Below are 25,363 nucleotides of genomic sequence, written 5' to 3'. Positions count from 1 at the left end.
TGGCGTGGCGACACCCTAGCGAATCAGACCGCGAGTGGAACGTTCAAAGAACGCCACAAAAGGCTGAACTTCAGGGTGCTTAGCCGCCAGAGCTTCGATTTCCGGGCGAGCTTCATCCAGGGTTTTTCCACTACGGTACAGCAACTTATAAGCGTTGCGGATGGCATGCAGCGCCTCTTTGCTGAAGCCGCGGCGCTTCAGCCCTTCGATATTAACGCCGAAGGGCGTCGCATGGTTGCCCTGAGCAATCACGTAGGGCGGCACGTCCTGCGCTACGCCGGAACAGCCCCCGACCATGACATGGGCACCGATGATGCAGAACTGATGTACCGCAGTCATGCCGCCAATGATGGCGTAATCGTCCACGGTGACATGGCCGGCCAGCGTCGCATTGTTCGCGAGGATACAGCGATCGCCTACCTGACAGTCATGCGCCACATGGGCATTGATCATCAGCAGGTTATCGCTACCCACCTTCGTCAATTCCCCCCCTTGCGCGGTACCGCGATGGATGGTGACGCTTTCGCGAATGCGGTTGCGATCGCCAATCTCCACACGCGTCGGTTCGTTCGCGTACTTCAGATCCTGATTCACTTCACCAATAGAGGCGAACTGGAAGATCTGATTGTCGCGGCCGATTTTGGTGTGGCCGTTAACGACAACGTGCGATTTCAGCACGGTGCCTTCGCCGATCTCAACGTTCGGGCCAACCAGCGAGTACGGGCCAATATGGACTCCGGCGCCGATAACGGCCCCCTCTTCCACAATGGCGGTGGGATGAATAAAGGCGGATTTATCAATCACGAATTAGGCCTCCCGGTTACGGGCACACATCATGGTCGCTTCACAGACAACCTTACCGTCAACTGTCGCCACGCCTTTAAAACGCGTCAAACCGCGGCGAGTCTTCTCAAAGGTCACTTCCATGATCATCTGATCGCCAGGAGAGACAGGGCGCTTGAAGCGAGCCTCGTCGATGCCGGCAAAGTAGTACAGTTCACCCGGCTCCAGTTTGCCAACGCTTTTAAACGCCAGAATACCGGTGGCCTGCGCCATTGCTTCAAGAATCAGCACGCCAGGGAAAATCGGTTTACCAGGGAAATGCCCCTGGAAAAACGGCTCATTAACCGAAACATTCTTCACCGCGCGCAGAAAGCGGCCTTCTTCGAAATCCAGTACGCGGTCAACCAGCAAGAACGGAAAACGATGCGGCAGAAGCTCCAGAATCTCTTCAATGCGCAGAGTATGTGTGTCAGTATTCAAAATACTCTTCCTGTCAAATGTACATTACATAAGGGACAATAATAACACGGCCCGCGGCGATCCGGAGATCGCTGGCAGGCCGCGAATCTGGCTCTGTATTCAGGTGTAATGAGTGAGCGGTGCGGTGGACTTAGTCCTGATTAACTTTTCGCTCTACCGCCTTGAGGCGTTTGCTCATCTCATCGATATTCATCACCAGCGCTGCGGTTTTACGCCAGACTTTATTAGGTTGCAGCGGAATACCTGATGAATAAACACCGGGTTCCGTAATGGGGCGCATCACCATGCCCATACCCGTTACGGTCACCTTATCGCAGATCTCCATGTGACCATTGATCACACTGGCACCGCCAATCATACAGTAGCGACCAATTTTCAGGCTGCCCGCCATAATGACGCCGCCTGCAACCGCGGTATTGTCGCCAATCACCACGTTATGTGCAATCTGACACTGGTTATCAATAATGACGCCGTTGCCGATCAGAGTATCGTCCAGCGCACCGCGGTCGATAGTGGTGCAGGCACCAATCTCTACCCGATCGCCGATGATCACCCGGCCAAGCTGCGGGATCTTCACCCAGTTACCGCGATCGTTGGCATAGCCAAAGCCATCGGACCCGATAACGGTACCAGACTGCACCAGGCACTGCTCACCGATTTCCACTTCATGGTAAACGGTGACATTGGCCCACAGTCGCGTGCCAGCGCCAATGCGGGTATTTTTTCCCACAAAGCACCCCGGGCCGACGATCGCGTCGTCGCCCAGCACCACGCCGGATTCAATCACAGCGTTGGCGCCGACCGCCACATTGTTTCCAAGCTTCGCGCTCGGGTCGATCACCGCGCCGGGCGCGATATTCTGCGCGGGTTTTGGCGTGGTGTCCAGAATCTGCGCCATGCGCGCGTAAGTCAGGTAGGGATTTTTAACGATCAGTGCCGCACTCCGGGCATAAGGGAGGTCGGCTTCCGTCATAACGATCGCAGACGCCTGGCAATCCGCCAACTGCTCACGGTAGCGGGGATTAACCATAAATGTAATCTGCCCCGCAACCGCAGACTGCATAGATGCCACACCGGCGATGGCGATATCGCCATCGCCGTGCAATTCGGCATCCAGCTGCTGTGCAAGGTCAGCCAGTCGAATTGAAGGCATGAATTATTTAACCTGCTTCAGCACATCAGCGGTGATATCTTTAACATCGCTACCGTGGTAGGCGATGCTGTTGGCATCCAGAACCACGTCGATATCTTTATCGTCAGCCACTTTCTTCACAGCAGTCTGGATACGAGTCACCAGTTTGCCGCGTTCTTCGTTGGAGCGACGAGCGCGATCCTGCTCGAAGGCCTGCGCTTTGGCAGAGAACTTCTCACGATCGGCCATGACTTCTTTTTCCAGGCTGCTATTCTTGCCTTTGGAATTCTGCAGACGCTGCATTTTGGATTGCAGGCTGCTTTCCATAGTCTGCAGTTCGCTCGCACGGCCTTTGAATTCGTTCTCCAGCGTTTTGGTGGTCCCGGTGCTCTGGGCTACCTGCTGAAACAGATTCGCCATGTTAACCACAGCGATGGTATCCGCAGCCTGTGCAGATGCAGCCATAGCCAGACCAAGACCTGCAGCAATAAACCACTTTTTCACTATAAACTCCTTACCATCCCATACGTACCCGCAGGTACCCGTTTTATGCGGACTCCGGCAGGGGGTATTCCCGCCCGGAGCCTTCGCTATACTGAAACGTGTGCCGTTTTTTCGGCGACGTTACCAGGTTTTACCGATATTAAACTGGAACTGCTCCGCTTTGTCGCCATCGTACTTCTTGAACGGCTGAGCGTAAGAGAAGACCAACGGCCCCAGCGGCGACATCCACTGTACGGCAATACCGGCAGACATACGAATGTTGCTCGGATCGCTGTAGTCCGGAATACCGGCTGCGCGGGTTTGCGCGGTATCATTCCACTCGGTATCCCAGACCGTACCTGCATCCACGAAGAAAGAGGTACGCACCGAGTTGGCGTACTTCTCGCTCAGGAACGGCGTCGGGGTGATCAGCTCAAGGCTGGCCACGCCCATGGCGTTACCGCCGATAGCATCGTCAGATTCACAGACCGCCGATCCGGAACAGTAGCGGTTATCCGGGCCATAGTAAGCGGCCTTCGGACCGATGTTGTTAGACTGGAAGCCGCGCACCGTGCTGGAACCACCGGCGTAGAAGTTCTCGTAGAACGGCAGCTCTTTACCGCCCAGACCGTCGCCGTAGCCCCAACGGGTACGACCCAGTACCACCCACTTGCGATCCTGATCGATAGGCATGTAGGTCGCGGTATCCAGCGTTACCTTATAGAACTCGTTGTCGGAGCCCGGAATGGTCACTTTACCATTCAGGTTAACGCGTGAACCTTTGGTCGGGAAGTAACCACGGTCGAGGTTGTTGAAGGTCCAGCCGTAGTTAAAGGTGAAATCGTCCGCCGAGAAGTCATCATCCTTACCTGAGTTGGACGGATGTTCACCCTGGGCATTCAGATAACGCCACATCGCAACCTGAGGCTGCATATCGGACAGGTCGTTGTGGACATAGCCCAGACCGACGCGCAGCGTGTTGTATTCGTTGATCGGGAAGCCCAGCGTACCGTCAAGGCCGTAGCTCTTGTTGGTGTACGTGGAGAGATCCGCATCATCCGCTTTAAAGTCGTTGTAGAACAGACGACCACCCAGGCTCACCCCATCCACCGTAAAGTACGGGTTGGTGACCGCGAGTTCCGCGTAAGTCTGGTAGTCGTTCTTGGTACCGTTGATCCCGACCGAATAGCCCGTACCCAGCCAGTTATCCTGCTGAACACCCGCCTGGAAGCTCACGCCACTCTCAGTACCGTAACCGATACCAAAGTTCAGACTACCGGTGTTACGCTCTTTCACCTTGTAGACCACGTCTACCTGGTCCGGGCTACCCGGCACGCGCTGGGTTTCGGTATCCACGGTTTCGAAGTAGCCGGTACGGTTCAGACGCTCTTTCCCCTGGTCGACCAGGTTACTACCCAGCCACGCCCCTTCCATCTGGCGCATTTCGCGACGCAGTACGGAATCCTTGGAGGTGTCGTTACCTTCGAATCGAATCTTACGCACGTAGTAACGGTTGCCGGCATCGACGCTGACGTGCAGTTTAACTGTCTTGTCGGCATCGTTGATCTCTGGTTGAGTCTGAACGCGCGGGTAAGCATAACCATAGCGACCGAGCAGTTTCTTAATGTCGTCCTCCATGCGGGTCACTTTAGTGCCGTTATAGAGTTCGCCTGGCTCGATTTTGGTCAGCTTTTCGATTTCCGCTGAGTGGCCCGCCAGATTACCGTTGACCTGAACGCCCGACAGCTTGTACTGCTGGCCTTCAGTGATGTTCACGGTAATGTAGATGCCTTTTTTGTCCGGCGTCAGGCTGACCTGAGTAGAGTCGATATTGAAGCGCGCATAGCCGCGATCGAGGTAGAAACTGCGCAGGGTTTCGAGGTCGCCCGCCAGCTTCTGCTTCTGGTATTTACGATCGCCGACCACGTTCCACCAGGGAACCTCGTCGCGCAGTTGGAAATTCGAGATCAGCTCTTCGGTGCTGTAGGCGTGGTTACCCACAATGTTGATCTGCTGGATCCTGGCCGAAACCCCTTCCTGGAACACCAGTTTCAGGTCGACGCGGTTACGCGGCAGCGGCGTGACAACAGCTTTCACGCTGGCGCTGTATTTACCCACGCTGTAGTAGAAATCCTCCAGCCCTTTCTCGATATCGGACAGGGTGGTGCGATCCAGAGATTCCCCCACGCGCACGCCTGAGGCTTCCAGGTTCTGCTTCAGCATATCGTCCTTCACCGACTTGTTGCCGGAGAAAGTAATGCTGGCGATGGTTGGACGCTCCTTCACCTGAACCAGCAGCGTATCGCCGTCGCGCAGTACCCGCACATCTTCGAAGTTACCGGTGGCAAACAGTGAGCGGATGGTATTACCGATATCATCGTCCGTTACCGTATCGCCAACGCGCACCGGCATGCTGAGGAGGGCCGCACCAACGGCGACTCGCTGCAGGCCTTCGAAATGAATATCTCTCACTACGAACCCGTCTGCACCGTATACGGTGGCGCTGCTGAAGAGCAGCGACGCTATGAGCAACTTTTTCATCGCCATCGTTGTTATGCGTTCTTCCTAACCCAAATCTCTCTTATAACCGAGAGAAATCATTGAAAAGTGCAAGCCCCATTAACAACACCAGCAAAATTGAGCCAATGCGATAACTAAAGTCTTGAACTCGCTCGGAAACCGGCCCGCCTTTCAGCTTCTCAATCGCCAGAAACAGCAGATGTCCACCGTCCAGAACAGGCAGCGGGAACAGGTTAATAATTCCCAGATTGACGCTAATCAGCGCCAGAAACATCAGGAAGTAGATCAACCCGTAGTCCGCTGACATCCCCGCCCCCTGGGCAATCGAGATTGGCCCACTGAGGTTGTTCAGTTTTACGTCACCGGTTATTAATTTCCCCAGCATGTTAACCGTCAGCTTCATCAACTGCCATGTCTTGTCCGTGGCTTCGATGACAGCGGTAAACGGCCCATACTGGCGCACTGTCTTGTACTCGTCTGGCAGCGGGGTGACCTGTGGTACGACCCCTGCAAAACCTTCCGCCTTCGCTTTACCCGGTTTTGTATCCGGTATCAGCGTTAAAGACAAGGTCTTCCCTTGCCTTTCGACTTCTATCTCTAGCTGGCGCCCCGGATTATCGCGCACCAGCTTAACAAACGTCATCCACTCTTTCAGCGGCTGACCATCGACTTTAACGATCCTGTCGCCAGCTTGCAAACCGGCTTTAGTCGCTGCCGATTGCTCCTGAACCTGAGCCAACACAGGTTCAACCGTCGGACCGCGGGGGATGATACCCAGCGAGGAGATGGGATCCTGGCGGTCTGGTTCAAAGTGCCAGTCCCGCAGATTAAGCGTTTTCTCACTCACCTGGTCGCTGCCAAAGGGCGCCACCGCTACCCGGGCCGATGCATCGCCAATCTTGCCGACAAAAGCGAGACGAACTGCATCCCAGTCAGGCGTTTCGATACCGTCAACGGCCTTAAGTTCCATACCTGGCGCAATTTGTGCCTGTGCGGCCACGGAACTGGCGGTTATTTCGCCAACAACCGGACGAACGCTGGGGATACCGATGATGAAAACCAACCAGTAGGCGATGATAGCAAACAGGAAATTCGCGATGGGACCGGCAGCGATAATCGCCGCCCGCTGCGAGACCCGCTTATTATTGAAGGCCTGATGGCGCATCTCCGGTAGCACCGGCTCCACGCGCTCATCCAGCATTTTGACATAGCCGCCCAGAGGGATTAGGGCGATAACAAATTCGGTTCCCTGCTTATCGACCCTGCGCCACAGCGCTTTGCCGAAACCGATAGAGAAGCGTTCCACGCGCACGCCACAGCGCCGGGCAACCCAGAAATGGCCAAACTCATGCACGGTGATCAACACACCAAGCGCAACGATAAAAGCCGCCAGATTCCATAGGATGCTCAGCATAGCGAAATGTCCCTTTAAACCGTTCTGAAAACCAGCAGTAACAGACAGGCGAAAACCGGCACCGCCGCCGTCAGGCTGTCGATGCGATCCAGAATACCACCGTGACCGGGGATCAGGTGACCACTATCCTTAATATCCGCTTCACGTTTAAACATACTTTCCGTTAAATCGCCCAGTACCGAAGCCAGGGCAGCAAAAATAGAGCAGACAAACAGCGTGGTCGGCGCCACTTCCAGGTTGGCCCAGGAGCCGAACAGCCAGGCAATGACCGCAGAGGTGAACAGTCCGCCGATAAACCCCTGCCAGGTCTTCCCCGGCGACACCCGCGGCGCCAGCTTATGGCGGCCGAACATCTTACCGAAGACATAGGCGCCTGAATCGGCTCCCCATACCAGCAGCATCACATACAGCAGCCAGATAGCTCCGGTGTAGTGATTAATATCGTAGTGCCAGTTGCGCAGTACCAGCATCCCCCAGAAAAAGGGCACGATGGTCATTACGCCGAAAACCAGACGCAGAACGCGCGAATTGCGCCATCTTCCCGCAGAAGCGGGATAAAACAGGACCAGCACCAGCGCCACAATCCACCAGGCCAGTGAAGCCCAGAGGATACCGGAAATCAGCGGCAGCTGCGCGCTATGGTGATGATATTCAGGCAGAGTATAGAGCATGGCGGCTAATATCAGGCCGCAGAGTACCGCCAGCCAGACCCGCTGCGAACGGCTTTTAAACCCACTCAGTTGCCCCCACTCCCAGGCGGCCAGCATACAGACCACAAGCAGAGTAATCGCGAAGCCAACCGGCGGCAGCCACAATAGCGCGGCGATCACCGCGGGAATCAGAATTAAAGCGGAAATCAGGCGATACTTCAGCAAAAGCTCCCCCCATCAGGCATAGCTGCCACCGGGTGTCGTGCCGCCAAAACGTCGCTCGCGATTTGCAAAGGCATGCAACGCACCTTCAAAGTCTTGTTCATCGAAATCAGGCCAGAGAACATCGGTAAAGTAGAGTTCAGCATAGGCTATCTGCCACAGCAGAAAGTTGCTGATACGGTGCTCTCCCCCTGTCCTAATCACTAAATCTACGGGAGCCAGCTCATTCATGCAGATCTGCTGGTTTAGCATCTCTTCATCGATTTGCTCGGGCGTCAGGACACCGTCCTGAACCTGGGTGACCAGGCGCTTCACTCCCTGAATAATATCCCATCGTCCGCCATAGTTCGCAGCGATATTCAGCGTCAGACCGGTGTTTTGAGCCGTCAGCGCTTCAGCTTTACGGATACGTTCCTGCAGTCGGGCGTTAAAGCGCGAGGTATCGCCGATGATACGCAGCCGCACGTTGTTCCGGTGCAGGTTCTTCACCTCGCTATCCAGGGCCCAGGCGAACAGATCCATCAGGGAGCTGACCTCCTGCGCGGGACGGTTCCAGTTTTCGCTGCTGAACGCATAGAGCGTCAGCGCGCTGACGCCATTATTGGCAGCAAAAGAGACCGCACGCCGGACCGATTTGGCACCGGCCTTATGGCCAAAGACCCTCATCTTCCCTTGTCTTTTCGCCCAACGGCCATTGCCATCCATAATAATGGCGACATGGCGTGCTCCATGCGCAGGTGAATTTTCGCTTAATGGTTGGTTAGCAGACAACATAACGCGTTTAATTTCCCTGATAAGGATTAAGCGGTTCTCAGGAATACAGAAGCCTTCACGTAAAAAAGCCGTGTCAACCACGGCTTAACCACCTGATAAGCACCAATGAGCTTCCATCGGGTGGCGCAGACTATATCACCTCAGCCCTGGACCCACAAATATACCCTGCATACTTCGGGTATAACGGTACCGCTTTATCAATGCGTAAAGCGTGCAACTTTTGCCGATGCCAGTGCCCGCGCCTCGCTGTCCACCCCCAGCACTTCTTCCACGCTGCGGGGTTCCGGTACGGCGATGGTCGCCAGCACATCACGGTTTAGCGCCGCAATATCGGTGAACGCAATGGCGCCCTCCAGGAAAGCAGCGACGGCAACTTCATTCGCCGCGTTCAGCGCGGTCGTCGCTGCCTGTCCCTGCCCAAATGCCGTCACGGCCAGTTGCAGGCAGGGGTAGCGCTGCATATCCGGAGCCTGGAAGCTGAGCGAACCGATCCGGCAAAAATCCAGCGGCTGAACGCCGGAATTTACCCGATCCGGGTAAGCCATAGCATGCGCAATAGGCGTACGCATATCCGGCTCCCCCAGTTGCGCCAGCACGCTGCCATCCTGGTAGCGCACCATCGAATGAATCACCGACTGCGGGTGAATCAACACCTCCATCTGCTCGGCAGAGGCGTTAAATAACCAGCGGGCTTCTATGTATTCGAGACCTTTGTTCATCATGGTGGCAGAATCGACAGAGATTTTACGTCCCATCGACCAGTTCGGATGCCGACAGGCCTGTTCCGGGGTTATCGTCCCGAAGCTCGCCAGCGGCATTTCCCTGAACGGGCCACCTGACCCGGTAAGGATAATTGAGCGGACCCCATTTTCCTCCAGGTCAGCGTATCCCAGCTGTTGCTGAATTGTTTCGGGCATACTCTGAAAAATGGCATTATGTTCGCTGTCGATGGGCAAAAGTTGCGCGCCTGACAGCTTTACGGCATCCATGAACAGTCGGCCGCAGGTCACCAGTGATTCTTTGTTCGCCAGTAGCACCTGTTTACCGGCCCGGATCGCCGCAAGCGTCGGCAGCAGACCGGCAGCGCCGACGATCGCCGCCATCACCTGGTCAACCTCATCCAGCGCCGCCATATCGCAGGCGGCTGACCTACCGGACAGCACCTCGGTACGGCTTCCCGCCTCTTTCAGGCGCCGGCCAAGATCGCAAGCGCTGGCATCATCGTTCATTACCGCATAGCGCGGCTGGAACTCAAGGCACTGAGAAAGCATGCGGGAGACGTTGCTTCCTGCCACCAGCGCGGAAACGGCGAACCGTTCGGGATTGTGGCGAACCACGTCGAGGGTGCTGCAACCGATAGAGCCGGTCGAGCCAAGAATGGTCAAATGCTTCATGAAATGCTCTGAAACCCGGAGGTATGTATCAAACGCACGGCTCAGCCGCACAGCCTAAAAAGCAAAAAACGCCGTCAGTCCAGACCGTTTGACTGGCCTCCCTGTACGGCGTTTTTTCACATTGCTTTCGAAGAGTGATTAGAATTCCATCAGCTCTTTTTCTTTATCTGCCAGCGCCGCATCAATCTTTTTGATAGCCGCGTCGGTCAGCTTCTGAACATCATCCTGAGAACGACGTTCGTCGTCTTCGCTGATCTCTTTATCTTTCAGCAGCGCTTTGACTTTATCGTTAGCGTTACGGCGAACATTACGTACCGACACGCGTGCATCTTCAGCATCGCCGCGAACCACTTTGATCAGATCTTTACGGCGCTCTTCAGTCAGCGGCGGCAGCGGCACACGAATATCGCTCCCTGCTGAGCTCGGATTCAGGCCCAGATCGGAGGTCATGATCGCTTTCTCGACCGCAGCAGAGATAGAGCGATCAAACACGTTGACTTTCAGCGTGCGGGTGTCTTCCACGGTGACGCTGGCCAGCTGGCGCAGCGGCGTGGGCGCGCCGTAGTATTCCACCATAATGCCGTCCAGCAGGCTCGGGGAAGCACGACCGGTACGGATTTTGCTGATCTGGTTTTTAAACGCTTCCACGCACTTGTCCATGCGTACATCGGCGTCTTTTCTGATATCGCTAATCACGTTATAAGTCCTTGAAAACTGGTTGTCAGGCTGCCCGCACCGCCTGCAGCGGAGTGCTTAAGTATAGCGCTCTTTGCCGGGCCGACCTGTGAGAAATCGATTTCGAAGGCGGAATCTTACCCTGATTCCAGGCAAACGAAAATTAGTCCGTAATCAAAGTGCCTTCTTTTTCACCCATGACCACCCGACGCAGCGCGCCTGGCTTATTCATGTTGAAGACGCGAATCGGCAATTTATGATCGCGGGCCAGCGTAAAGGCGGCCAGATCCATTACTTTCAGCTCTTTCTCCAGCACGTCCTGATAGTGCAACTGATCATACAGGGTCGCGTTCGGATCTTTTACCGGATCGGCCGAGTAGACGCCGTCGACCTTGGTCGCTTTCAACACCACATCGGCTTCGATCTCGATACCACGCAGGCAGGCGGCCGAATCGGTGGTGAAGAAGGGGTTACCGGTGCCAGCGGATAAGATAACCACGCGGCCATTGCGCAGCAGGCTGATCGCCTCGGCCCAGCTGTAGTTGTCACACACGCCATTCAGCGGAATAGCAGACATCAGACGGGCGTTCACATAGGCGCGGTGCAGCGCGTCGCGCATGGCCAGGCCGTTCATCACGGTAGCCAGCATGCCCATGTGGTCGCCGACTACGCGGTTCATACCGGCTTCGGCCAGTCCCGCGCCGCGGAACAGGTTGCCGCCGCCAATAACCACCCCGACCTGGATCCCTAACTCAACCAGCTCTTTAATTTCCTGAGCCATACGGTCCAGTATGCTTGCATCGATACCGAAGCCCTCTGCACCTTGCAGCGCTTCGCCGCTCAGCTTAAGCAGAATGCGTTTATAGACGGGTTTTGCATTGGTAGCCATGTTTCTTTCCTGGAACAATCAACGAATGGGATGGTTAAGTCTGGCGACAGAGTGTTGTCGCATTACGATCAAAGCGGAATCAGAGCAGACTGATAATGGCCTCTGACCGTGTTGCCCGTTTGCCGCCAGGACCAGAGGAAAATTCCCGGCGACCGGAATTCAGGCGTTGTCCGTAAAAAAGAGCCGCCCGCAGGCGGCTCCTTTAACAGCATTACTGCTTGGACATTGCAGCAACTTCGGCAGCGAAGTCAGCTTCAACTTTCTCGATGCCTTCACCCACTTCAAAGCGGATGAAACCAGTTACGTCAGCGCCTTTCTCTTTCAGCAGTTGACCTACGGTTTTGCTCGGATCTTTAACGAAAGCCTGGCCGGTCAGAGAAACTTCGCCGGTGAATTTCTTCATACGGCCTTCAACCATTTTCTCTGCGATCTCTTTCGGCTTACCGGACTGCATCGCGATGTCCAGCTGAACCTGGTACTCTTTCTCTACTACTTCAGCAGACACATCTTCCGGCTTCACGAATTCCGGCTTGCTGGCAGCAACGTGCATCGCCAGATCTTTCAGCAGCTCTTCGTCAGCGCCGGTAGCGGCAACCAGAACGCCGATGCGAGCGCCGTGCAGGTAGTCACCCAGCTCTGCGCCTTCCAGAATTGAAACGCGGCGGATGTTGATGTTCTCACCGATTTTAGCAACCAGCGCCACACGCTCTTCTTCGAACTGGGCTTTCAGAACTTCAACGTCAGTGACTTTGCCGTCAGCGGCTGCATCCAGAACTTTGTCTGCAAATGCCTGGAAACCAGCGTCTTTAGCAACGAAGTCGGTCTGGCAGTTAATTTCCAGAATCACGCCATAGTTGCCGACGATTTTGGTTTTGACTACGCCGTCAGCAGCCACGTTACCTGCTTTTTTCGCCGCTTTGATAGCACCCGATTTACGCATGTTTTCGATAGCCAGATCGATGTCGCCGTTAGCTTCGACCAGCGCTTTTTTACAATCCATCATGCCTGCGCCGGTACGCTCGCGCAGCTCTTTTACCAGGGAAGCGGTAATATCAGCCATTATTTAATCCTCGGTTATCTCGTGCGGTGAGATCACCGCTGTCCCCAGCGGGGACAGCGGTATAGTGCGACTCATCAAAGGATAGCCTGACAAGCCGGACTCAAACAAAAAAGGGGCCTGAGACAGGCCCCCTAACCAAACTTTTTATACCTGGTTAATAAGGGCTCTAAAAGAGCGAACCTTATTATTCAGCTTCTACGAAGCTTTCTTCAGCCTGAGTTGCCAGGTCCTGAGAACGGCCTTCGCGGATAGTCGCGGAAACAGCGTTCAGGTACAGGCTAACAGCGCGAATTGCGTCGTCGTTACCCGGGACAACGAAGTCAACACCGTCCGGATCGGAGTTGGTATCAACGATAGCGAATACCGGGATACCCAGGTTGTTGGCTTCTTTGATAGCGATGTGCTCGTGATCTGCGTCGATCACAAACAGTGCGTCCGGCAGGCCGCCCATGTCTTTGATACCGCCCAGGCTATTTTCCAGCTTGTCCAGTTCACGGGTACGCATCAGCGCTTCTTTTTTGGTCAGCTTGTCAAAAGTGCCGTCCTGAGACTGAGTTTCCAGGTCTTTCAGACGCTTGATGGACTGACGAACGGTTTTCCAGTTGGTCAGCATGCCGCCCAGCCAGCGATGGTTCACGAAGAACTGATCGCAGTTGGTTGCAGCTTCTTTTACCGCTTCGCTTGCAGCGCGCTTAGTACCAACGAACAGAATCTTACCTTTACGGGAAGAGATTTTGCTCAGCTCAGCCAGAGCTTCGTTGAACATCGGTACAGTTTTCTCAAGGTTGATGATGTGAACTTTGTTACGCGCGCCGAAGATGAACGGTTTCATTTTCGGGTTCCAGTAACGGGTCTGGTGACCAAAGTGAACACCAGCCTTGAGCATATCGCGCATGGAAACAGTTGCCATGTTTAAACCTCTATAGATTAAGTGGGGTTATGCCTCCACGTATCCCATATTACCGACTCCGAAGAGCACCCCGGAATATGTGTCGATACGTGTGTGTTATACACAAAGTGAGTTTTCGTCTGTTCCGTTCCGTATGGTATGTACTATACGAAATAGAATTCCGGCGCGCTTTATACCACAAACCAGCGCCGGACTCCAATAGTTGTTGCCTGGTCGCGGATAGCATCATTAGCAATTTGGCTACCTGGATCTGCCCTGATACCATTACCGCTATCATTAATTATTGTCGAAACCCCGACACAGCGGATCTCATTGCATGGCAATCTCAATCAAAACCCCTGAAGATATCGAAAAAATGCGCGTCGCCGGTCGTCTGGCCGCCGAAGTTCTGGAGATGATCGAAGCCCACGTGGTGCCCGGCGTCACCACCGGCGAGCTGGATCGCATCTGCAACGACTATATCGTCAATGAACAGCACGCGGTTTCCGCCTGCCTGGGCTATCACGGCTTTCCGAAGTCAGTCTGCATCTCGATCAACGAAGTGGTATGCCACGGTATCCCCAGCGATGATAAGCATCTTAAAGAGGGCGATATCGTTAATATCGACGTGACCGTCATTAAAGATGGCTTCCACGGCGATTCGTCCAAAATGTTTATCGTTGGCAAGCCGACTATTCTTGGCGAGCGTCTGTGCCGCATCACCCAGGAAAGCCTCTACCTGGCGCTGCGTATGGTGAAACCGGGTATCCGCCTGCGCTCTCTGGGCGCCGCAATTCAGAAATTTGTTGAAGCAGAAGGTTTCTCTGTGGTGCGCGAATACTGTGGCCACGGCATCGGCGAAGGCTTCCATGAAGAGCCGCAGGTGCTGCATTACGATGCCGATGACGGCGGCGTGGTGTTGAAAACCGGTATGACCTTCACCATCGAGCCAATGGTCAACGCCGGTGACTACCGCATCCGTACCATGAAAGATGGCTGGACGGTGAAAACCAAGGATCGCAGCTTGTCTGCACAGTATGAGCATACTATTGTGGTCACCGAGAACGGCTGCGAAATCCTGACCCTGCGCAAAGATGACACCATCCCGCGCGTGATATCGCATGATGAATAACATCTGAAGCCGGCGCATGCCGGCTTTTTTTATGGGCCCCCGCATGGATAACAGTTCCCCCCATCTTAATATGACCCGGGCCACCCTCCCCGGTCAGCCGGAAAACCCCAATACCTGGCAAGAAGCATGTTTCGACCTCAATACCCTGCGCACCCATCTGGATGACTTCCATCAGTGGCTGGGGCGCGCCTTTGACGACGGCGTAGCGGTAGACAAGCTTATCAACGCCCGAACCGAATTTATCGATCAGCTCCTGCAGCGCCTGTGGCGCCACGACGGCTTCGGCGATGTGTCCGGCCTGGCGCTGATTGCCGTAGGCGGCTATGGTCGCGGCGAACTGCATCCATTATCGGATATCGATCTGCTTATTCTGAGTCGCGAGCCGCTGCCAGAATCTCTGGCGCAGAAAGTCGGTGCCCTGATTACCACGCTTTGGGATCTGCGTCTGGAGCCCGGCCACAGCGTCCGCACCCTGGATGAATGCCTGCAGGAAGGACTTAACGACCTGACTATCGCCACCAACCTGATCGAGTCTCGTCTGCTAACCGGCGACGTCACGCTGTTCCTTGAGATGCAGAAGCAGGTGTTCAGCGACGGTTTCTGGCCGTCGGAGAAATTTTTCGCCGCCAAAGTGACGGAGCAAGAGGAGCGTCACCAGCGCTATCACGGCACCAGCTATAACCTGGAGCCGGACATTAAAAACAGCCCCGGCGGCCTGCGCGATATTCACACCCTGCAATGGGTGGCCCGGCGCCACTTTGGCGCCACGTCGTTGAATGAGATGGTCGGTTTCGGCTTTCTGACCGACGCCGAACGCACCGAACTGAACGAATGCCAGATTCAACTGTGGCGTATCCGCTTCGCGCTGCATCTGGAGCTCAACCGCTACGACAACCGCCTGCTGTTCGACCGCCAACTGAGCGTCGCCCAGCGTCTGAACTATAGCGGCGATGGCAATGCGCCGGTCGAACAGATGATGAAGAACTTCTATCGCGTGATGCATCGGGTCAGCGAGCTGAATCAGGTGCTGTTGCAGTTGTTCGACGAAGCGATTCTGGCACTACCCGCCGATGAAAAGCCCCGTCCTATCGACGACGATTTCCAGCTACGCGGCTCGCTTATCGACTTGCGTGATGAAACCCTGTTTATGCGCGAACCCCAGGCGATTCTGCGCATGTTCTACACCATGGTGCGCAATCGCGAGATTAGCGGTATCTACTCCACCACCCTGCGCCAGCTTCGCCACGCCCGCCGTAATCTGAAGCAGCCGCTATGCTACATTCCGGAAGCCCGCGAGCTGTTTCTGGCGATGCTACGCCACCCGGGAATGGTGCGCCACGGCCTGCTGCCGATGCACCGCTACAGCGTGCTTTGGGCCTATATGCCGCAGTGGGGCCATATCGTCGGCCAGATGCAGTTTGACCTGTTTCACGCCTATACCGTGGATGAACATACCGTCCGGGTATTACTGAAGCTGGAAAGCTTTGCCGATGAAGAGACCCGCCAGCGCCATCCGCTGTGCGTCGATCTCTGGCCGCGGCTGAGCCACCCCGAACTGATCTTTATCGCCGCGCTGTTCCACGATATTGCCAAAGGTCGCGGCGGCGACCATTCGGTGCTGGGCGCTCAGGACGTTCAGGCTTTCGCCGAACTGCACGGCCTGAACTCCCGCGAAAGCCAGCTGGTCGCCTGGCTGGTGCGCCAGCATCTGCTGATGTCGGTCACCGCCCAGCGCCGCGACATTCAGGATCCGGAAGTGATCAAACAGTTCGCCAAAGAGATGCAGACCGAAAACCGCCTGCGCTATCTGGTATGCCTGACGGTGGCAGATATCTGCGCCACCAACGAAACTCTGTGGAATAGCTGGAAGCAGAGCCTGTTGCGCGAACTCTATTTCGCCACCGAAAAGCAGCTCAGGCGCGGCATGCACAACACCCCCGATATGCGCGAGCGGGTGCGTCATCATCAGAGCCAGGCGCTGGCCTTGCTACGAATGGAAAGCATCGACGAAGAGGCGCTGCACCGGATCTGGCGCCGCTGCCGCGCCAGCTACTTTGTACGCCACAGCCCCAACCAGTTGGCCTGGCATGCCCGGCATCTGCTGAGCCACGATCTGGAGCAGCCGTTGATCCTGCTCAGCCCCCAGGCCACCCGCGGCGGTACCGAAATCTTTATCTGGAGTCCGGACCGCCCTTATCTGTTCGCTGCCGTCTGCGGCGAGCTGGACCGTCGTAATCTGAGCGTCCACGATGCCCAGGTTTTCACCACCCGCGACGGTATGGCGATGGATACCTTTATCGTACTGGAGCCGGACGGCACGCCACTTTCCGCCGATCGCCACGAGGCCATCATTCAGGGGCTGGAACAGACCATCACCCAGCGCTCCTGGCAGCCGCCGCGCCCGCGCCGCCAGTCGGCCAGGCTGCGCCACTTCAATGTACCGACCGAAATCGCTTTTCTGCCAACCCATACCGAGCGCCGCTCCTTTATGGAGCTGATCGCTCTCGATCAGCCAGGTCTGCTGGCTATCGTCGGACAGATCTTTGCCGATCTCGACATTTCCCTGCACGGCGCACGCATCTCCACCATCGGCGAACGGGTGGAGGATCTGTTTATTCTCGCCAACGCAGAAGGGCGCGCGCTGGGGGAAGATCTACAGCGCGAAGTACAGCAACGGTTGACAGAGGCCCTTAATCCAAACGATAAAGGGTAACTTCTTTTAAGTGACAATTAGCCATCAGGAAAGAGCAAAACAATGCAGCAGCTTCAAAAAGTGATTGAGTCCGCTTTCGAGCGCCGTGCCGACATTACACCGGCCAACGTTGATTCCGAAACCCGCGATGCCGTTAATCAGGTTATCGCTCTGCTCGACAGCGGTGAGCTGCGCGTAGCCGAGAAAGTTGACGGTCAGTGGGTGACCCATCAGTGGCTGAAGATGGCGGTCCTGCTCTCCTTCCGCATTAATGATAATCAGGTGATGGAAGGGGCAGAAAGCCGCTATTTCGACAAGGTGCCAATGAAGTTCGCCGGCTACGACGAAGCGCGCTTCCAGAAGGAAGGATTCCGCGTGGTACCGCCAGCGGCAGTGCGTCAGGGCGCCTTTATCGCCCGCAACAGCGTACTGATGCCTTCTTACGTTAACATCGGCGCTTACGTCGATGAAGGCACCATGGTGGATACCTGGGCAACCGTGGGCTCCTGCGCCCAGATCGGTAAAAACGTGCACCTGTCCGGCGGCGTGGGTATCGGTGGGGTACTGGAGCCGCTGCAGGCTAACCCGACCATCATCGAAGACAACTGCTTTATCGGTGCGCGCTCCGAGATCGTCGAAGGGGTTATCGTTGAAGAAGGCGCCGTTATCTCTATGGGCGTATACATCGGCCAGAGCACCAAAATCTATGACCGCGAAACCGGCGAAGTCCACTACGGTCGCGTTCCAGCTGGCTCGGTAGTGGTTTCCGGCAACCTGCCTTCTAAAGATGGCAAATATAGCCTCTATTGCGCAGTCATCGTCAAGAAGGTTGACGCCAAAACCCGTGGCAAGGTAGGTATCAACGAACTGCTGCGCTCGATCGACTAAGCGACAGTTATCCATTATCAGGGCGGCCCGGATTCCGGCGCCGCCTTTTTTTATTCAGCAGTCAGTCCCTCGCCGAATATAAGACATGCGCACCATTACCAGGAATATTCTTCCAATAAAGTCGATTGTCTTAATTATTTACTATATTGATTTCCAGTAACCAATCCAGCAACTATTCTCCGTAACCAGAATAAAATCCGAAAATGTCATCAATATAAAAACAGGAAAATAGCCATAAAATAAAAACATTATTTTATCTGTTACGCTTGTATCCAGTCCAGAGCAATAAAAACAGCGATAATTCCAGAGTCTGCTCTGGCACAGGCTATCCTCTGCCACATCTACCCCACCGCTTTTTTAAGACGCTTTCAGGAAACAAAACCGGAAACAATACCCCCATTAACTTATTAGGAATATTCGTCGTGTGCTCACGCAACAAATAACGCCGCTTGCCAGTTATGTCATTTTATTTACATTATGCTTGACATCATTATTGTTTGTAAGATTATATTTAGCACGACGCTAATTGATAGCGCACTCTCAATGGAATTATTTCAAACAGGATTGATACAATGAAAAAAATCGCACAGTTCACGGTTGTTGCTGCTCTGTTAGCCACTCTGACAGGCTGTACCGGTAGCATTTACAATAAAGAGAAGAACTGCGACTACGATTACCTTCTGCATCCGGCAATTTCTATCTCTAAAATTATTGGTGGCTGTGGCCCGGTAGACAAGTAAGTCTTGCGGGTTACCCGATGGTGTAAAGCCGACCCCTGCGGTCGGCTTTTCTGTTTCCTCTCCCGTAATGTCGAATTTTTGATATCCGAACTGGCAAAAAAACCGCTTTCCGTTAACTATCTACTGGTTGCTCTCGTCTCGCTTAAAGGGGAAAACGCCACTATGTACGATAATCTGAAAAGCCTCGGCATCACTAATCCGCAAGAGATTGACCGTTACAGCCTGCGCCAGGAGGCGAATAACGACATCCTGAAGATCTACTTTCACAAGGATAAAGGCGAGTTCTTCGCCAAAAGCGTGAAGTTTAAATATCCGCGCCAGCGCAAGACGGTCGCCGCAGGCGGTACCGGACAGGGATATCGGGAAGTCCAGGAGATCAGCCCCAATCTGCGCTACGTGATCGATGAACTCGATCAAATCTGCCAGCGCGAGCGTAGCGATGTCGATCTGAAGCGCAAGATTCTTGACGATCTGCGCCATCTGGAAAGCGTGGTAGCCAACAAAATTACCGAGATCGAAGCCGATCTCGAAAAGCTGACCCGCAAATAATTTTAGCTGACGCCGCCCACGCCCTGCTGCTCATCCAGTTGCAGGGCGATATACAGTAGTAGCCGATCGTCGAAGTGACTCAGATTAAGCCCCGTCAGTTCCGCCACCCGATTCAACCGGTATTCCAGCGTATTACGGTGAATAAACAGCGCCCGTGAGGTCGCCAGCGGCTGTACATTGTGACGGAACCAGGCATTCAGGGTACGGCGCAGCAGCCCGTTGTTGTCCATCGATTTCAGCCTGGCCAACGGCCGGGCCAGCTCATTAGCCTGCCAGCCGCCACGCAGACCATCGAGCAGCACCGGCAGCATCAGATCCTGATAAAAATAGCAGCGCTGTTCCGGCATCCTCTGCTTACCCACCATCATAGTAGTACGGGCCGTTCGCCAGGAACGGGCTATCGCTCCCTGGCCGGTAAAGTAGTTACCCAGCGCGATACGAAAACGTGGATGACCGCTCTCTTCCATGCGGGACAGCAGTTGCTCCACCCGACGTCGGTGATCGTCTGCATCCCAGCGTCCAAAGGCGTTTAGCGCCGGTTTCAGCACCACCATTTCCGTCAGCGAAACAATAGCGATCAGGTTATTTCGCTCCGGCGTGGTCAGGGCGTTTTGCAGACGCTGCAACTCCTCCATGGCGCTGTCGACCCCCAACTGCCCGCTGTCCACCTCAACCACGGCCACTACCCGTGGCTGATTCAGGTCAATTCCCAGCCGCTGGGCCCACTCCACCAGCGCAGGCGTGTGCTCTTCCGCCTGAATCAGGTTCATCACCAGCTCTTCACGTAACCGCCGATCCTGGGCCAACAGATGCATCAGCCTTGACTGTTCCAGCATCATCTCCGCCGTCATACAGACCAGTTCGCCGTACTGACGCAGCGTTTCCGGAGCGCCGGTCAACCCGATTACGCCGACAATCTCCCCTTCCAGACGTAGCGGCAGATTAATCCCCTGACGTACCCCGTGCAGATGGCGCGCCACCGCGTCGTCGATATCCACAACCCGCCCCTGTGAGAGCACCAGCAGCGCACCTTCATGCAATTCGCCAACTCGCTCCTGATCTCCGCTGCCAATAATTCTGCCGCGTGCGTCCATGACGTTGATATTGGTATCGATGATACGCATCGTCCTGTCGACGATCTCCTGCGCCATCAGGTCATTCAGGTGCCAGTCCGCCATAATCCCCTCCTCCCGCTAATCGACGTTCCAGCATAAGCCAGAGAGAAGGCGATAACATTGTGCAAATGCCCAAAGCGCGACATAGGGATATGAAGATGTGTAAAACGTCACAAAAAAAGGCCGCATACGCGGCCTTAGAAGGAGTGAAGAGAAGATTACTGCATCAGCAGATAGATAGAAGTGTCGCCGCGCTGAACGTTCAGCGCCAGCACCGACGGCTTGCTGTCCAGAATCTTACGCAGTTCGGCAATGTTGTTTACCGGCTGCTGATTCGCGCCAACAATCACATCGCCCTTCTTCAGACCGATGCGCGCCGCAGGCGTATTCACCTTCACGCTATTGACGATAACGCCTTTATCTTTGCCGGTGCGGTTGCTCAGTTCGGCCCCTTCAATACCGTTAAAGACGCTGGAAGAGTCCACCTGATTCTGGTTGCTCTGCTGCAGCTCCAGGTCAACGGTAACCTGCTTGCCTTCGCGCAGCAGACCCAGTTTAACCTTGCTGCCTACCGGCATGCTGCCCACCTGGGCGCGCAACGCGGCAAAGCTGCTGATCGGTTTACCGTTCATAGAGACGATCACGTCGCCCGCTTTCACGCCCGCTTTCGCCGCAGAGGAGTTCGGCATCACCTGGCTTACGAAAGCGCCGCGCTGGGCATCGACCTTCATGGCTTTCGCCAGATCGGAGTTCAGCTCGGTCCCCATGATGCCCAGCTCACCGCGCTTAACCTGGCCATATTTAACCATCTGCCCGGTCAGGTTCTTCACCATATTGCTGGGAATGGCAAAACCGATACCGATATTGCCGCCGTCCGGCGCCAGAATCGCGGTGTTAATACCAATCAGCTCGCCGTTCAGGTTAACCAGCGCGCCGCCGGAGTTACCGCGGTTAATGGCGGCATCGGTCTGAATGAAGTTTTCATAGTTTTCCACATTCAGCCCACTGCGCCCCAGGGCAGAGACGATACCGGAGGTCACGGTTTCACCCAGACCGTAGGGGTTACCGATAGCGACAGTGTAGTCGCCCACCCGCAGGCCATCGGAATCCGCCAGTTTAATCGCACTCAGGTTTTTCGGATCTTTCAGCTCGATCAGCGCGATATCAGAACGCGGATCCTTACCGACAACCTTAGCGTCGAACTTACGCCCGTCGCTCAGTTGAACCTTAATGCTGGTTGCCTTATCCACAACGTGGTTGTTGGTCACCACATAGCCTTTTTCGGCATTAATAATGACCCCGGATCCCAGCGCCATAAATTTCTGCTGCTGGCCGCCATCCGCGCCTCCCTGCTGACAGAAGGGAGAACTCTGGAAAGGCGAACCTTCCTGGCAGAACGGCGAGTTGTCGCCGAAGAACTGCTGGAAGTTGCGCGGCATGCGCGGCGTATTAACCGTAGTACTCCCTTCTACGTTGATACTCACCACCGATGGCATCACTTTTTCCAGCATCGGCGCCAGACTCGGCATCTGTTGCGACGCGACGGAAGAAGAGGCAGTCTCAGCGGCGGAGGCGAATGACACAGGGGCCAGCGCCAGGCCCAGACTCAGAGCCAGCGCACTCATTGCTAACGTGGTTTTTTTCATCAGTTTCTATCTCAAATTTCTTTAAATACTGAGCGAGCCAGAATGGCTATTGTTTATGGCAATTATCAGAGTGAATTTATAGCGTGAAGTTCCCTTAAACAGGTTATGGAAAAGGTAAAAATTTATTGTTCATCTTTACAAAGCGGTGACTCAGGTCACCGCCATCAGCCGCCGGTATTCGTCCCAGGCATAGAGATCGGTCATTCCGCTGATATAGTCCTGAATCAGGCGACAGCGATAATAAAACTCCATCTCCTCCATGTCGGGCGAATTCTCTGGCAAATTCTTAATCGCCTCAATATAAGACAGGCAGTGTTTGGTAGATAATTTGTGGTACAGCCGGGTTTCGATCGGCAAATGGCCCACGCTATTGTTCGCCACCATTTGCTGGAAATCCGCAAACGACATCATCAACAGCGGGCGGTAAATATCCAGCAGCCCGCTAATGACGCGGTAGCCCTGAAGCTCCAACTGCTCGACCTCCGGATGGCAAAAAACATGACGCTTCGCCACCTGTTTATACAGCTCCAGCAGACGACTGAACGGGCTGTCATCTTCCAGCAGCGCGTGATTAAAAGAGCCCGCGTATATCTGCCCGATATTATCGATAAAGCGCTGTGCGGCGTAGGGTACCAGCTTATTCAGGGTATTGACCCGCAGATACATAAAGAACTGATCTTCCGTACTGCGGCGCATGGTATTGGTGCCCGACTTCTCCCAGGCGTCATTGATGACCACTGAGAACAGATCGCCTGGCTCAGGCTCTCCCCAACGGGTTTTCAGGTGCTGATACAGCTGCTCTACCGTGAAAATATTTTTTTCTACCGCATCTTCCAGATCCGCCACGCAATAAGAGATATCATCCGCGGCTTCCATAATCCATGTCAGGGGGAAACGGCAATATTCATCCATTTCTAATTCGCGCCGCAGTCGGGCGATATAGGCTTCTTCAGAAAGGTAGTAGCCGGGCTTTTTCATCAGGTAGCGGAATGCCTCAGGCGGCTGGTCGGCATCCCAGGCCGGACGGGTGTATTTCAAAATACAGCCCACCTGAGCCCAGGTTAAGTTCATTCGCAACAGCGAATGAACCAGACGAATACCCTGGGCATTACCCTCAAAATGGCAGAGATCCTGACGCACCCGGCGACGCAAGGTATTACGTTCCGACTCCCCTTCCCGAAGCCGCAGACAGGCTATCTCGCAGCGCGTATCCTGCGCGGCGTCACGGCGGGTATCTTCCGGAAACAGACGTTGACGAAACCAGTCATTAATGGCCGCTTCGCCAAAGTGGCCAAAAGGGGGGTTACCGATATCGTGCATCAGACAGGCCATCTCGACGATGCTCTCAAAAGGCCCGGTCAGCTCATCCAGCCCGTAGCTTTCCAGCAGCTTCTGCTCTTTCAGACGACTCAGCACCTCGCGCGCGATGTAGCGCCCCACCTGCTGAACCTCCATAGAGTGGGTCAGCCGGGTGCGCACCGCCGCATTGCGCTCCAGCGGGAAGACCTGGGTCTTCTGCTGCAGGCGGCGAATAGCCGGCGAATTGATGATCCTGCCGCGGTCGCTTTCGAAAATCCGCAGAATTTCATGTTCCGTCTTTTCTCCCTGCGGTGAACGAAACCGGCGGTGCCAGTTTATTTTCCTGCGAAAATCAATACCGTTCATGCTCCCTCCCGTTTTTCCAGCCATGATAGACTATACAGCCAAATTAGCCCTGGAGAGTACCCGAATGAAAGTTGGCATCATTGGTGCAATGGAAGAAGAAGTCACGCTGCTGCGCGACAAAATTGAAAACCGCCAGACGCTGAAGCTGGGCGGTAGCGAAATCTATACCGGTACGCTGAACGGGGTTGATGTGGCTCTGCTGAAATCCGGCATCGGTAAAGTGGCCGCCTCCATGGGCGCCGCGCTGCTGCTGGACCACTGTAAGCCAGATGTGGTGATCAATACCGGATCGGCAGGTGGCCTGGCGCCGTCGCTAAAAGTGGGTGATATCGTGGTCTCCGACGAAGTGCGCTATCACGATGCCGATGTGACTGCGTTCGGCTATGAATATGGCCAGATGGCGGGCTGCCCGGCGGCTTTTGTGGCCGACGAAAAACTGATTAATGCCGCCGAACAGTGCATTGAAGCCCTAAACCTGCACGCCGTGCGCGGTCTGGTAGTCAGCGGCGACGCCTTCATCAACGGCGCGGAAAATCTGGCTAATATTCGTCGCCGCTTCCCGCAGGCGATCGCCGTAGAAATGGAAGCTACCGCCATTGGCCACGTCTGCCATAACTTTGGTACGCCGTTCGTGGTGGTTCGCGCCATTTCCGACGTGGCCGACCAGGAATCCCACCTGAGCTTCGAAGAGTTCCTGGCTGTCGCGGCCCGTCAGTCCAGCCTGATGGTCGAATCACTGGTGCAAAAACTGGCTCATGGCTAACTGGCCCGGCAGAGCCACGCTCTGCGCTCTGCTGATGCTGCTGCCGGCGTGGCTGTTTGCCGCGCCGCGCGTCATTTCACTCTCCCCCGCCAATACCGAACTGGCCTTCGCCGCCGGTATTACCCCCGTGGCGGTCAGCGCCTGGTCAGACTATCCCGAACAGGCGAAAAGCATTGAGCAGGTAGCAGACTGGCAGGGCATTAAGGTCGAGCGCATCCTGGCGCTAAAGCCCGATCTGGTACTGGCCTGGCGCGGCGGCAACCCCAGTCGCCCTGTCGAACAACTAACCCGATTTGGTATTAAGGTGCTATGGCTCGATCCCACCCAGGTCGAAGAGGTGGCGGACGCGCTCCAGCAACTGGCTGACTGGAGTCCAGCGCCGGACAAGGCGCACCAGGCGGCGGCTCAGTTACGTGACCAGTGGCAGGCATTACAGCAACAGTACAGCGGTAGCCCGAAACGACCGGTATTTTTGCAGTTCGGTGACCGGCCGCTGTTCACCAGCAACGCCCGTTCGCTTCAGAACCAGCTACTGAAAACCTGCGGCGGCGACAATATCTTTGCTGAAAGTAAGGTGCCCTGGCCCCAGGTTAGTCGGGAACAGGTGCTGGCGCGCCAGCCTCAGGCTATTATTACGCCAGGCGATGAGCAGAAAGCCGCTGCCGTTCGACGCTTCTGGGGAGCAACGCTGCCGGTTCCGGTGATTGGCCTTAAAGAGGACTGGTTTGAACGGGCGGGGCCGCGTATTATCCTCGCCGCCCGGCAGCTTTGCGGGGCGCTGTCGCACCTGAAATCACCGAGTTGAGGC

The 25,363-nt window shown here is 55.2% G+C and carries 23 protein-coding genes; 7 read left to right on the top strand and 16 right to left on the bottom strand.

Translation table 11 applies throughout. The features are described from left to right. Positions 1 to 15: 15 nt before the first annotated feature. The 13 genes from lpxA to rpsB all read right to left on the bottom strand — a co-directional run bounded on the left by lpxA (position 16) and on the right by rpsB (position 13,386). Entirely contained in the window at positions 16 to 804 is a 789-nt protein-coding gene (gene lpxA, locus SCU88_RS04655; protein ID WP_138095850.1) for an acyl-ACP--UDP-N-acetylglucosamine O-acyltransferase, read from the bottom strand. 3 nt (positions 805 to 807) lie between these two features. Further along, positions 808 to 1,263 carry a 3-hydroxyacyl-ACP dehydratase FabZ gene (gene fabZ / locus SCU88_RS04650; protein WP_138095849.1) on the bottom strand — a complete coding sequence of 152 codons (456 nt, stop codon included), beginning with the start codon at positions 1,261 to 1,263 and terminating at the stop codon, positions 808 to 810. A 130-nt stretch (positions 1,264 to 1,393) separates the two neighbouring features. Continuing rightward, entirely contained in the window at positions 1,394 to 2,416 is a 1,023-nt protein-coding gene (gene lpxD / locus SCU88_RS04645; protein WP_175340240.1) for a UDP-3-O-(3-hydroxymyristoyl)glucosamine N-acyltransferase, read from the bottom strand. Positions 2,417 to 2,419: 3 nt separating this feature from the next. After that, the gene (skp, locus tag SCU88_RS04640) at positions 2,420 to 2,899 is read right to left on the bottom strand and encodes a molecular chaperone Skp (RefSeq protein WP_138095847.1); all 480 of its coding nucleotides are present in this window, start codon (positions 2,897 to 2,899) and stop codon (positions 2,420 to 2,422) included. A 120-nt stretch (positions 2,900 to 3,019) separates the two neighbouring features. Continuing rightward, positions 3,020 to 5,425, bottom strand: coding sequence for an outer membrane protein assembly factor BamA (gene bamA / locus SCU88_RS04635; protein WP_138095846.1), 2,406 nt, complete (start codon positions 5,423 to 5,425; stop codon positions 3,020 to 3,022). A 34-nt stretch (positions 5,426 to 5,459) separates the two neighbouring features. After that, positions 5,460 to 6,812 carry a sigma E protease regulator RseP gene (rseP, locus tag SCU88_RS04630; RefSeq protein ID WP_175340241.1) on the bottom strand — a complete coding sequence of 451 codons (1,353 nt, stop codon included), beginning with the start codon at positions 6,810 to 6,812 and terminating at the stop codon, positions 5,460 to 5,462. Between the two features lie 14 nt (positions 6,813 to 6,826). After that, positions 6,827 to 7,687: a phosphatidate cytidylyltransferase gene (gene cdsA, locus SCU88_RS04625; RefSeq protein WP_175340242.1), complete on the bottom strand. Its 861-nt coding sequence runs from the start codon at positions 7,685 to 7,687 to the stop codon at positions 6,827 to 6,829. Between the two features lie 12 nt (positions 7,688 to 7,699). Further along, positions 7,700 to 8,458: a (2E,6E)-farnesyl-diphosphate-specific ditrans,polycis-undecaprenyl-diphosphate synthase gene (ispU, locus tag SCU88_RS04620; protein ID WP_138095843.1), complete on the bottom strand. Its 759-nt coding sequence runs from the start codon at positions 8,456 to 8,458 to the stop codon at positions 7,700 to 7,702. Between the two features lie 197 nt (positions 8,459 to 8,655). Beyond that, the gene (gene ispC / locus SCU88_RS04615) at positions 8,656 to 9,852 is read right to left on the bottom strand and encodes a 1-deoxy-D-xylulose-5-phosphate reductoisomerase (RefSeq protein WP_175340243.1); all 1,197 of its coding nucleotides are present in this window, start codon (positions 9,850 to 9,852) and stop codon (positions 8,656 to 8,658) included. A gap of 138 nt (positions 9,853 to 9,990) precedes the next feature. Continuing rightward, positions 9,991 to 10,548, bottom strand: coding sequence for a ribosome recycling factor (frr, locus tag SCU88_RS04610; protein ID WP_175340244.1), 558 nt, complete (start codon positions 10,546 to 10,548; stop codon positions 9,991 to 9,993). A gap of 142 nt (positions 10,549 to 10,690) precedes the next feature. Further along, positions 10,691 to 11,416: a UMP kinase gene (pyrH, locus tag SCU88_RS04605; protein ID WP_138095840.1), complete on the bottom strand. Its 726-nt coding sequence runs from the start codon at positions 11,414 to 11,416 to the stop codon at positions 10,691 to 10,693. Between the two features lie 211 nt (positions 11,417 to 11,627). Beyond that, positions 11,628 to 12,476: a translation elongation factor Ts gene (gene tsf / locus SCU88_RS04600; RefSeq protein WP_175340245.1), complete on the bottom strand. Its 849-nt coding sequence runs from the start codon at positions 12,474 to 12,476 to the stop codon at positions 11,628 to 11,630. Between the two features lie 184 nt (positions 12,477 to 12,660). Further along, a complete protein-coding gene (rpsB, locus tag SCU88_RS04595; RefSeq protein WP_138095838.1) occupies positions 12,661 to 13,386 on the bottom strand; it encodes a 30S ribosomal protein S2 in 726 nt (241 codons plus the stop codon). A gap of 316 nt (positions 13,387 to 13,702) precedes the next feature. On the opposite strand from rpsB, the gene map reads away from it, so the two are divergent. The 5 genes from map (at position 13,703) to SCU88_RS04570 (ending at position 19,366) form a co-directional block, all read left to right on the top strand. Next, positions 13,703 to 14,497: a type I methionyl aminopeptidase gene (map, locus tag SCU88_RS04590; RefSeq protein ID WP_175340246.1), complete on the top strand. Its 795-nt coding sequence runs from the start codon at positions 13,703 to 13,705 to the stop codon at positions 14,495 to 14,497. 43 nt (positions 14,498 to 14,540) lie between these two features. Next, positions 14,541 to 17,210, top strand: coding sequence for a bifunctional uridylyltransferase/uridylyl-removing protein GlnD (glnD, locus tag SCU88_RS04585; RefSeq protein ID WP_175340247.1), 2,670 nt, complete (start codon positions 14,541 to 14,543; stop codon positions 17,208 to 17,210). Positions 17,211 to 17,252: 42 nt separating this feature from the next. Continuing rightward, a complete protein-coding gene (gene dapD / locus SCU88_RS04580; protein WP_175340248.1) occupies positions 17,253 to 18,077 on the top strand; it encodes a 2,3,4,5-tetrahydropyridine-2,6-dicarboxylate N-succinyltransferase in 825 nt (274 codons plus the stop codon). 572 nt (positions 18,078 to 18,649) lie between these two features. Then, positions 18,650 to 18,817, top strand: coding sequence for a DUF4223 family protein (locus tag SCU88_RS04575; RefSeq protein ID WP_175340249.1), 168 nt, complete (start codon positions 18,650 to 18,652; stop codon positions 18,815 to 18,817). 162 nt (positions 18,818 to 18,979) lie between these two features. Further along, positions 18,980 to 19,366: a DUF3461 family protein gene (locus SCU88_RS04570; RefSeq protein ID WP_175340250.1), complete on the top strand. Its 387-nt coding sequence runs from the start codon at positions 18,980 to 18,982 to the stop codon at positions 19,364 to 19,366. Between the two features lie 2 nt (positions 19,367 to 19,368). Here the strand turns inward: SCU88_RS04570 and SCU88_RS04565 are convergent, their stop codons facing one another. The 3 genes from SCU88_RS04565 to dgt form a co-directional block, all read right to left on the bottom strand. Further along, positions 19,369 to 20,544: a CdaR family transcriptional regulator gene (locus tag SCU88_RS04565; protein ID WP_175340251.1), complete on the bottom strand. Its 1,176-nt coding sequence runs from the start codon at positions 20,542 to 20,544 to the stop codon at positions 19,369 to 19,371. A 155-nt stretch (positions 20,545 to 20,699) separates the two neighbouring features. Continuing rightward, on the bottom strand, positions 20,700 to 22,127 hold the full coding sequence (gene degP, locus SCU88_RS04560; protein ID WP_175340252.1) for a serine endoprotease DegP: 1,428 nt from the start codon (positions 22,125 to 22,127) through the stop codon (positions 20,700 to 20,702). A gap of 150 nt (positions 22,128 to 22,277) precedes the next feature. Then, positions 22,278 to 23,792, bottom strand: a complete 1,515-nt coding sequence (dgt, locus tag SCU88_RS04555) for a dGTPase (protein ID WP_175340253.1) — start codon at positions 23,790 to 23,792, stop codon at positions 22,278 to 22,280. A gap of 64 nt (positions 23,793 to 23,856) precedes the next feature. On the opposite strand from dgt, the gene mtnN reads away from it, so the two are divergent. Both mtnN and btuF read left to right on the top strand, forming a co-directional pair. Continuing rightward, entirely contained in the window at positions 23,857 to 24,555 is a 699-nt protein-coding gene (mtnN, locus tag SCU88_RS04550; protein ID WP_138095829.1) for a 5'-methylthioadenosine/S-adenosylhomocysteine nucleosidase, read from the top strand. Beyond that, positions 24,548 to 25,360 (top strand): vitamin B12 ABC transporter substrate-binding protein BtuF, encoded by an 813-nt coding sequence (btuF, locus tag SCU88_RS04545; RefSeq protein ID WP_175340254.1) that lies wholly within the window; start codon positions 24,548 to 24,550, stop codon positions 25,358 to 25,360. Before mtnN ends, btuF begins: the two co-directional genes overlap by 8 nt. Positions 25,361 to 25,363: the final 3 nt, after the last annotated feature.

The sequence above is a fragment of the Jejuibacter sp. L23 genome (genome assembly GCF_050815825.1).
GTDB classification, from domain to species: domain Bacteria; phylum Pseudomonadota; class Gammaproteobacteria; order Enterobacterales; family Enterobacteriaceae; genus Jejubacter; species Jejubacter calystegiae.
The sequence above is the reverse complement of the archived record's forward strand: the minus strand, read 5'-3'. Positions and strand labels throughout refer to the sequence as shown.

What these genes read in the sequence shown, in the direction of transcription:
- lpxD (WP_175340240.1), bottom strand. Translation starts at nt 2,416, where the DNA reads ATGCCTTCAATTCGACTGGCTGACCTTGCACAGCAGCTGGATGCCGAA.
- bamA (WP_138095846.1), bottom strand. Translation starts at nt 5,425, where the DNA reads ATGGCGATGAAAAAGTTGCTCATAGCGTCGCTGCTCTTCAGCAGCGCC.
- rseP (WP_175340241.1), bottom strand. Translation starts at nt 6,812, where the DNA reads ATGCTGAGCATCCTATGGAATCTGGCGGCTTTTATCGTTGCGCTTGGT.
- ispU (WP_138095843.1), bottom strand. Translation starts at nt 8,458, where the DNA reads ATGTTGTCTGCTAACCAACCATTAAGCGAAAATTCACCTGCGCATGGA.
- ispC (WP_175340243.1), bottom strand. Translation starts at nt 9,852, where the DNA reads ATGAAGCATTTGACCATTCTTGGCTCGACCGGCTCTATCGGTTGCAGC.
- pyrH (WP_138095840.1), bottom strand. Translation starts at nt 11,416, where the DNA reads ATGGCTACCAATGCAAAACCCGTCTATAAACGCATTCTGCTTAAGCTG.
- tsf (WP_175340245.1), bottom strand. Translation starts at nt 12,476, where the DNA reads ATGGCTGATATTACCGCTTCCCTGGTAAAAGAGCTGCGCGAGCGTACC.
- rpsB (WP_138095838.1), bottom strand. Translation starts at nt 13,386, where the DNA reads ATGGCAACTGTTTCCATGCGCGATATGCTCAAGGCTGGTGTTCACTTT.
- map (WP_175340246.1), top strand. Translation starts at nt 13,703, where the DNA reads ATGGCAATCTCAATCAAAACCCCTGAAGATATCGAAAAAATGCGCGTC.
- glnD (WP_175340247.1), top strand. Translation starts at nt 14,541, where the DNA reads ATGGATAACAGTTCCCCCCATCTTAATATGACCCGGGCCACCCTCCCC.
- dapD (WP_175340248.1), top strand. Translation starts at nt 17,253, where the DNA reads ATGCAGCAGCTTCAAAAAGTGATTGAGTCCGCTTTCGAGCGCCGTGCC.
- SCU88_RS04575 (WP_175340249.1), top strand. Translation starts at nt 18,650, where the DNA reads ATGAAAAAAATCGCACAGTTCACGGTTGTTGCTGCTCTGTTAGCCACT.
- SCU88_RS04570 (WP_175340250.1), top strand. Translation starts at nt 18,980, where the DNA reads ATGTACGATAATCTGAAAAGCCTCGGCATCACTAATCCGCAAGAGATT.
- SCU88_RS04565 (WP_175340251.1), bottom strand. Translation starts at nt 20,544, where the DNA reads ATGGCGGACTGGCACCTGAATGACCTGATGGCGCAGGAGATCGTCGAC.
- degP (WP_175340252.1), bottom strand. Translation starts at nt 22,127, where the DNA reads ATGAAAAAAACCACGTTAGCAATGAGTGCGCTGGCTCTGAGTCTGGGC.
- dgt (WP_175340253.1), bottom strand. Translation starts at nt 23,792, where the DNA reads ATGAACGGTATTGATTTTCGCAGGAAAATAAACTGGCACCGCCGGTTT.
- mtnN (WP_138095829.1), top strand. Translation starts at nt 23,857, where the DNA reads ATGAAAGTTGGCATCATTGGTGCAATGGAAGAAGAAGTCACGCTGCTG.
- btuF (WP_175340254.1), top strand. Translation starts at nt 24,548, where the DNA reads ATGGCTAACTGGCCCGGCAGAGCCACGCTCTGCGCTCTGCTGATGCTG.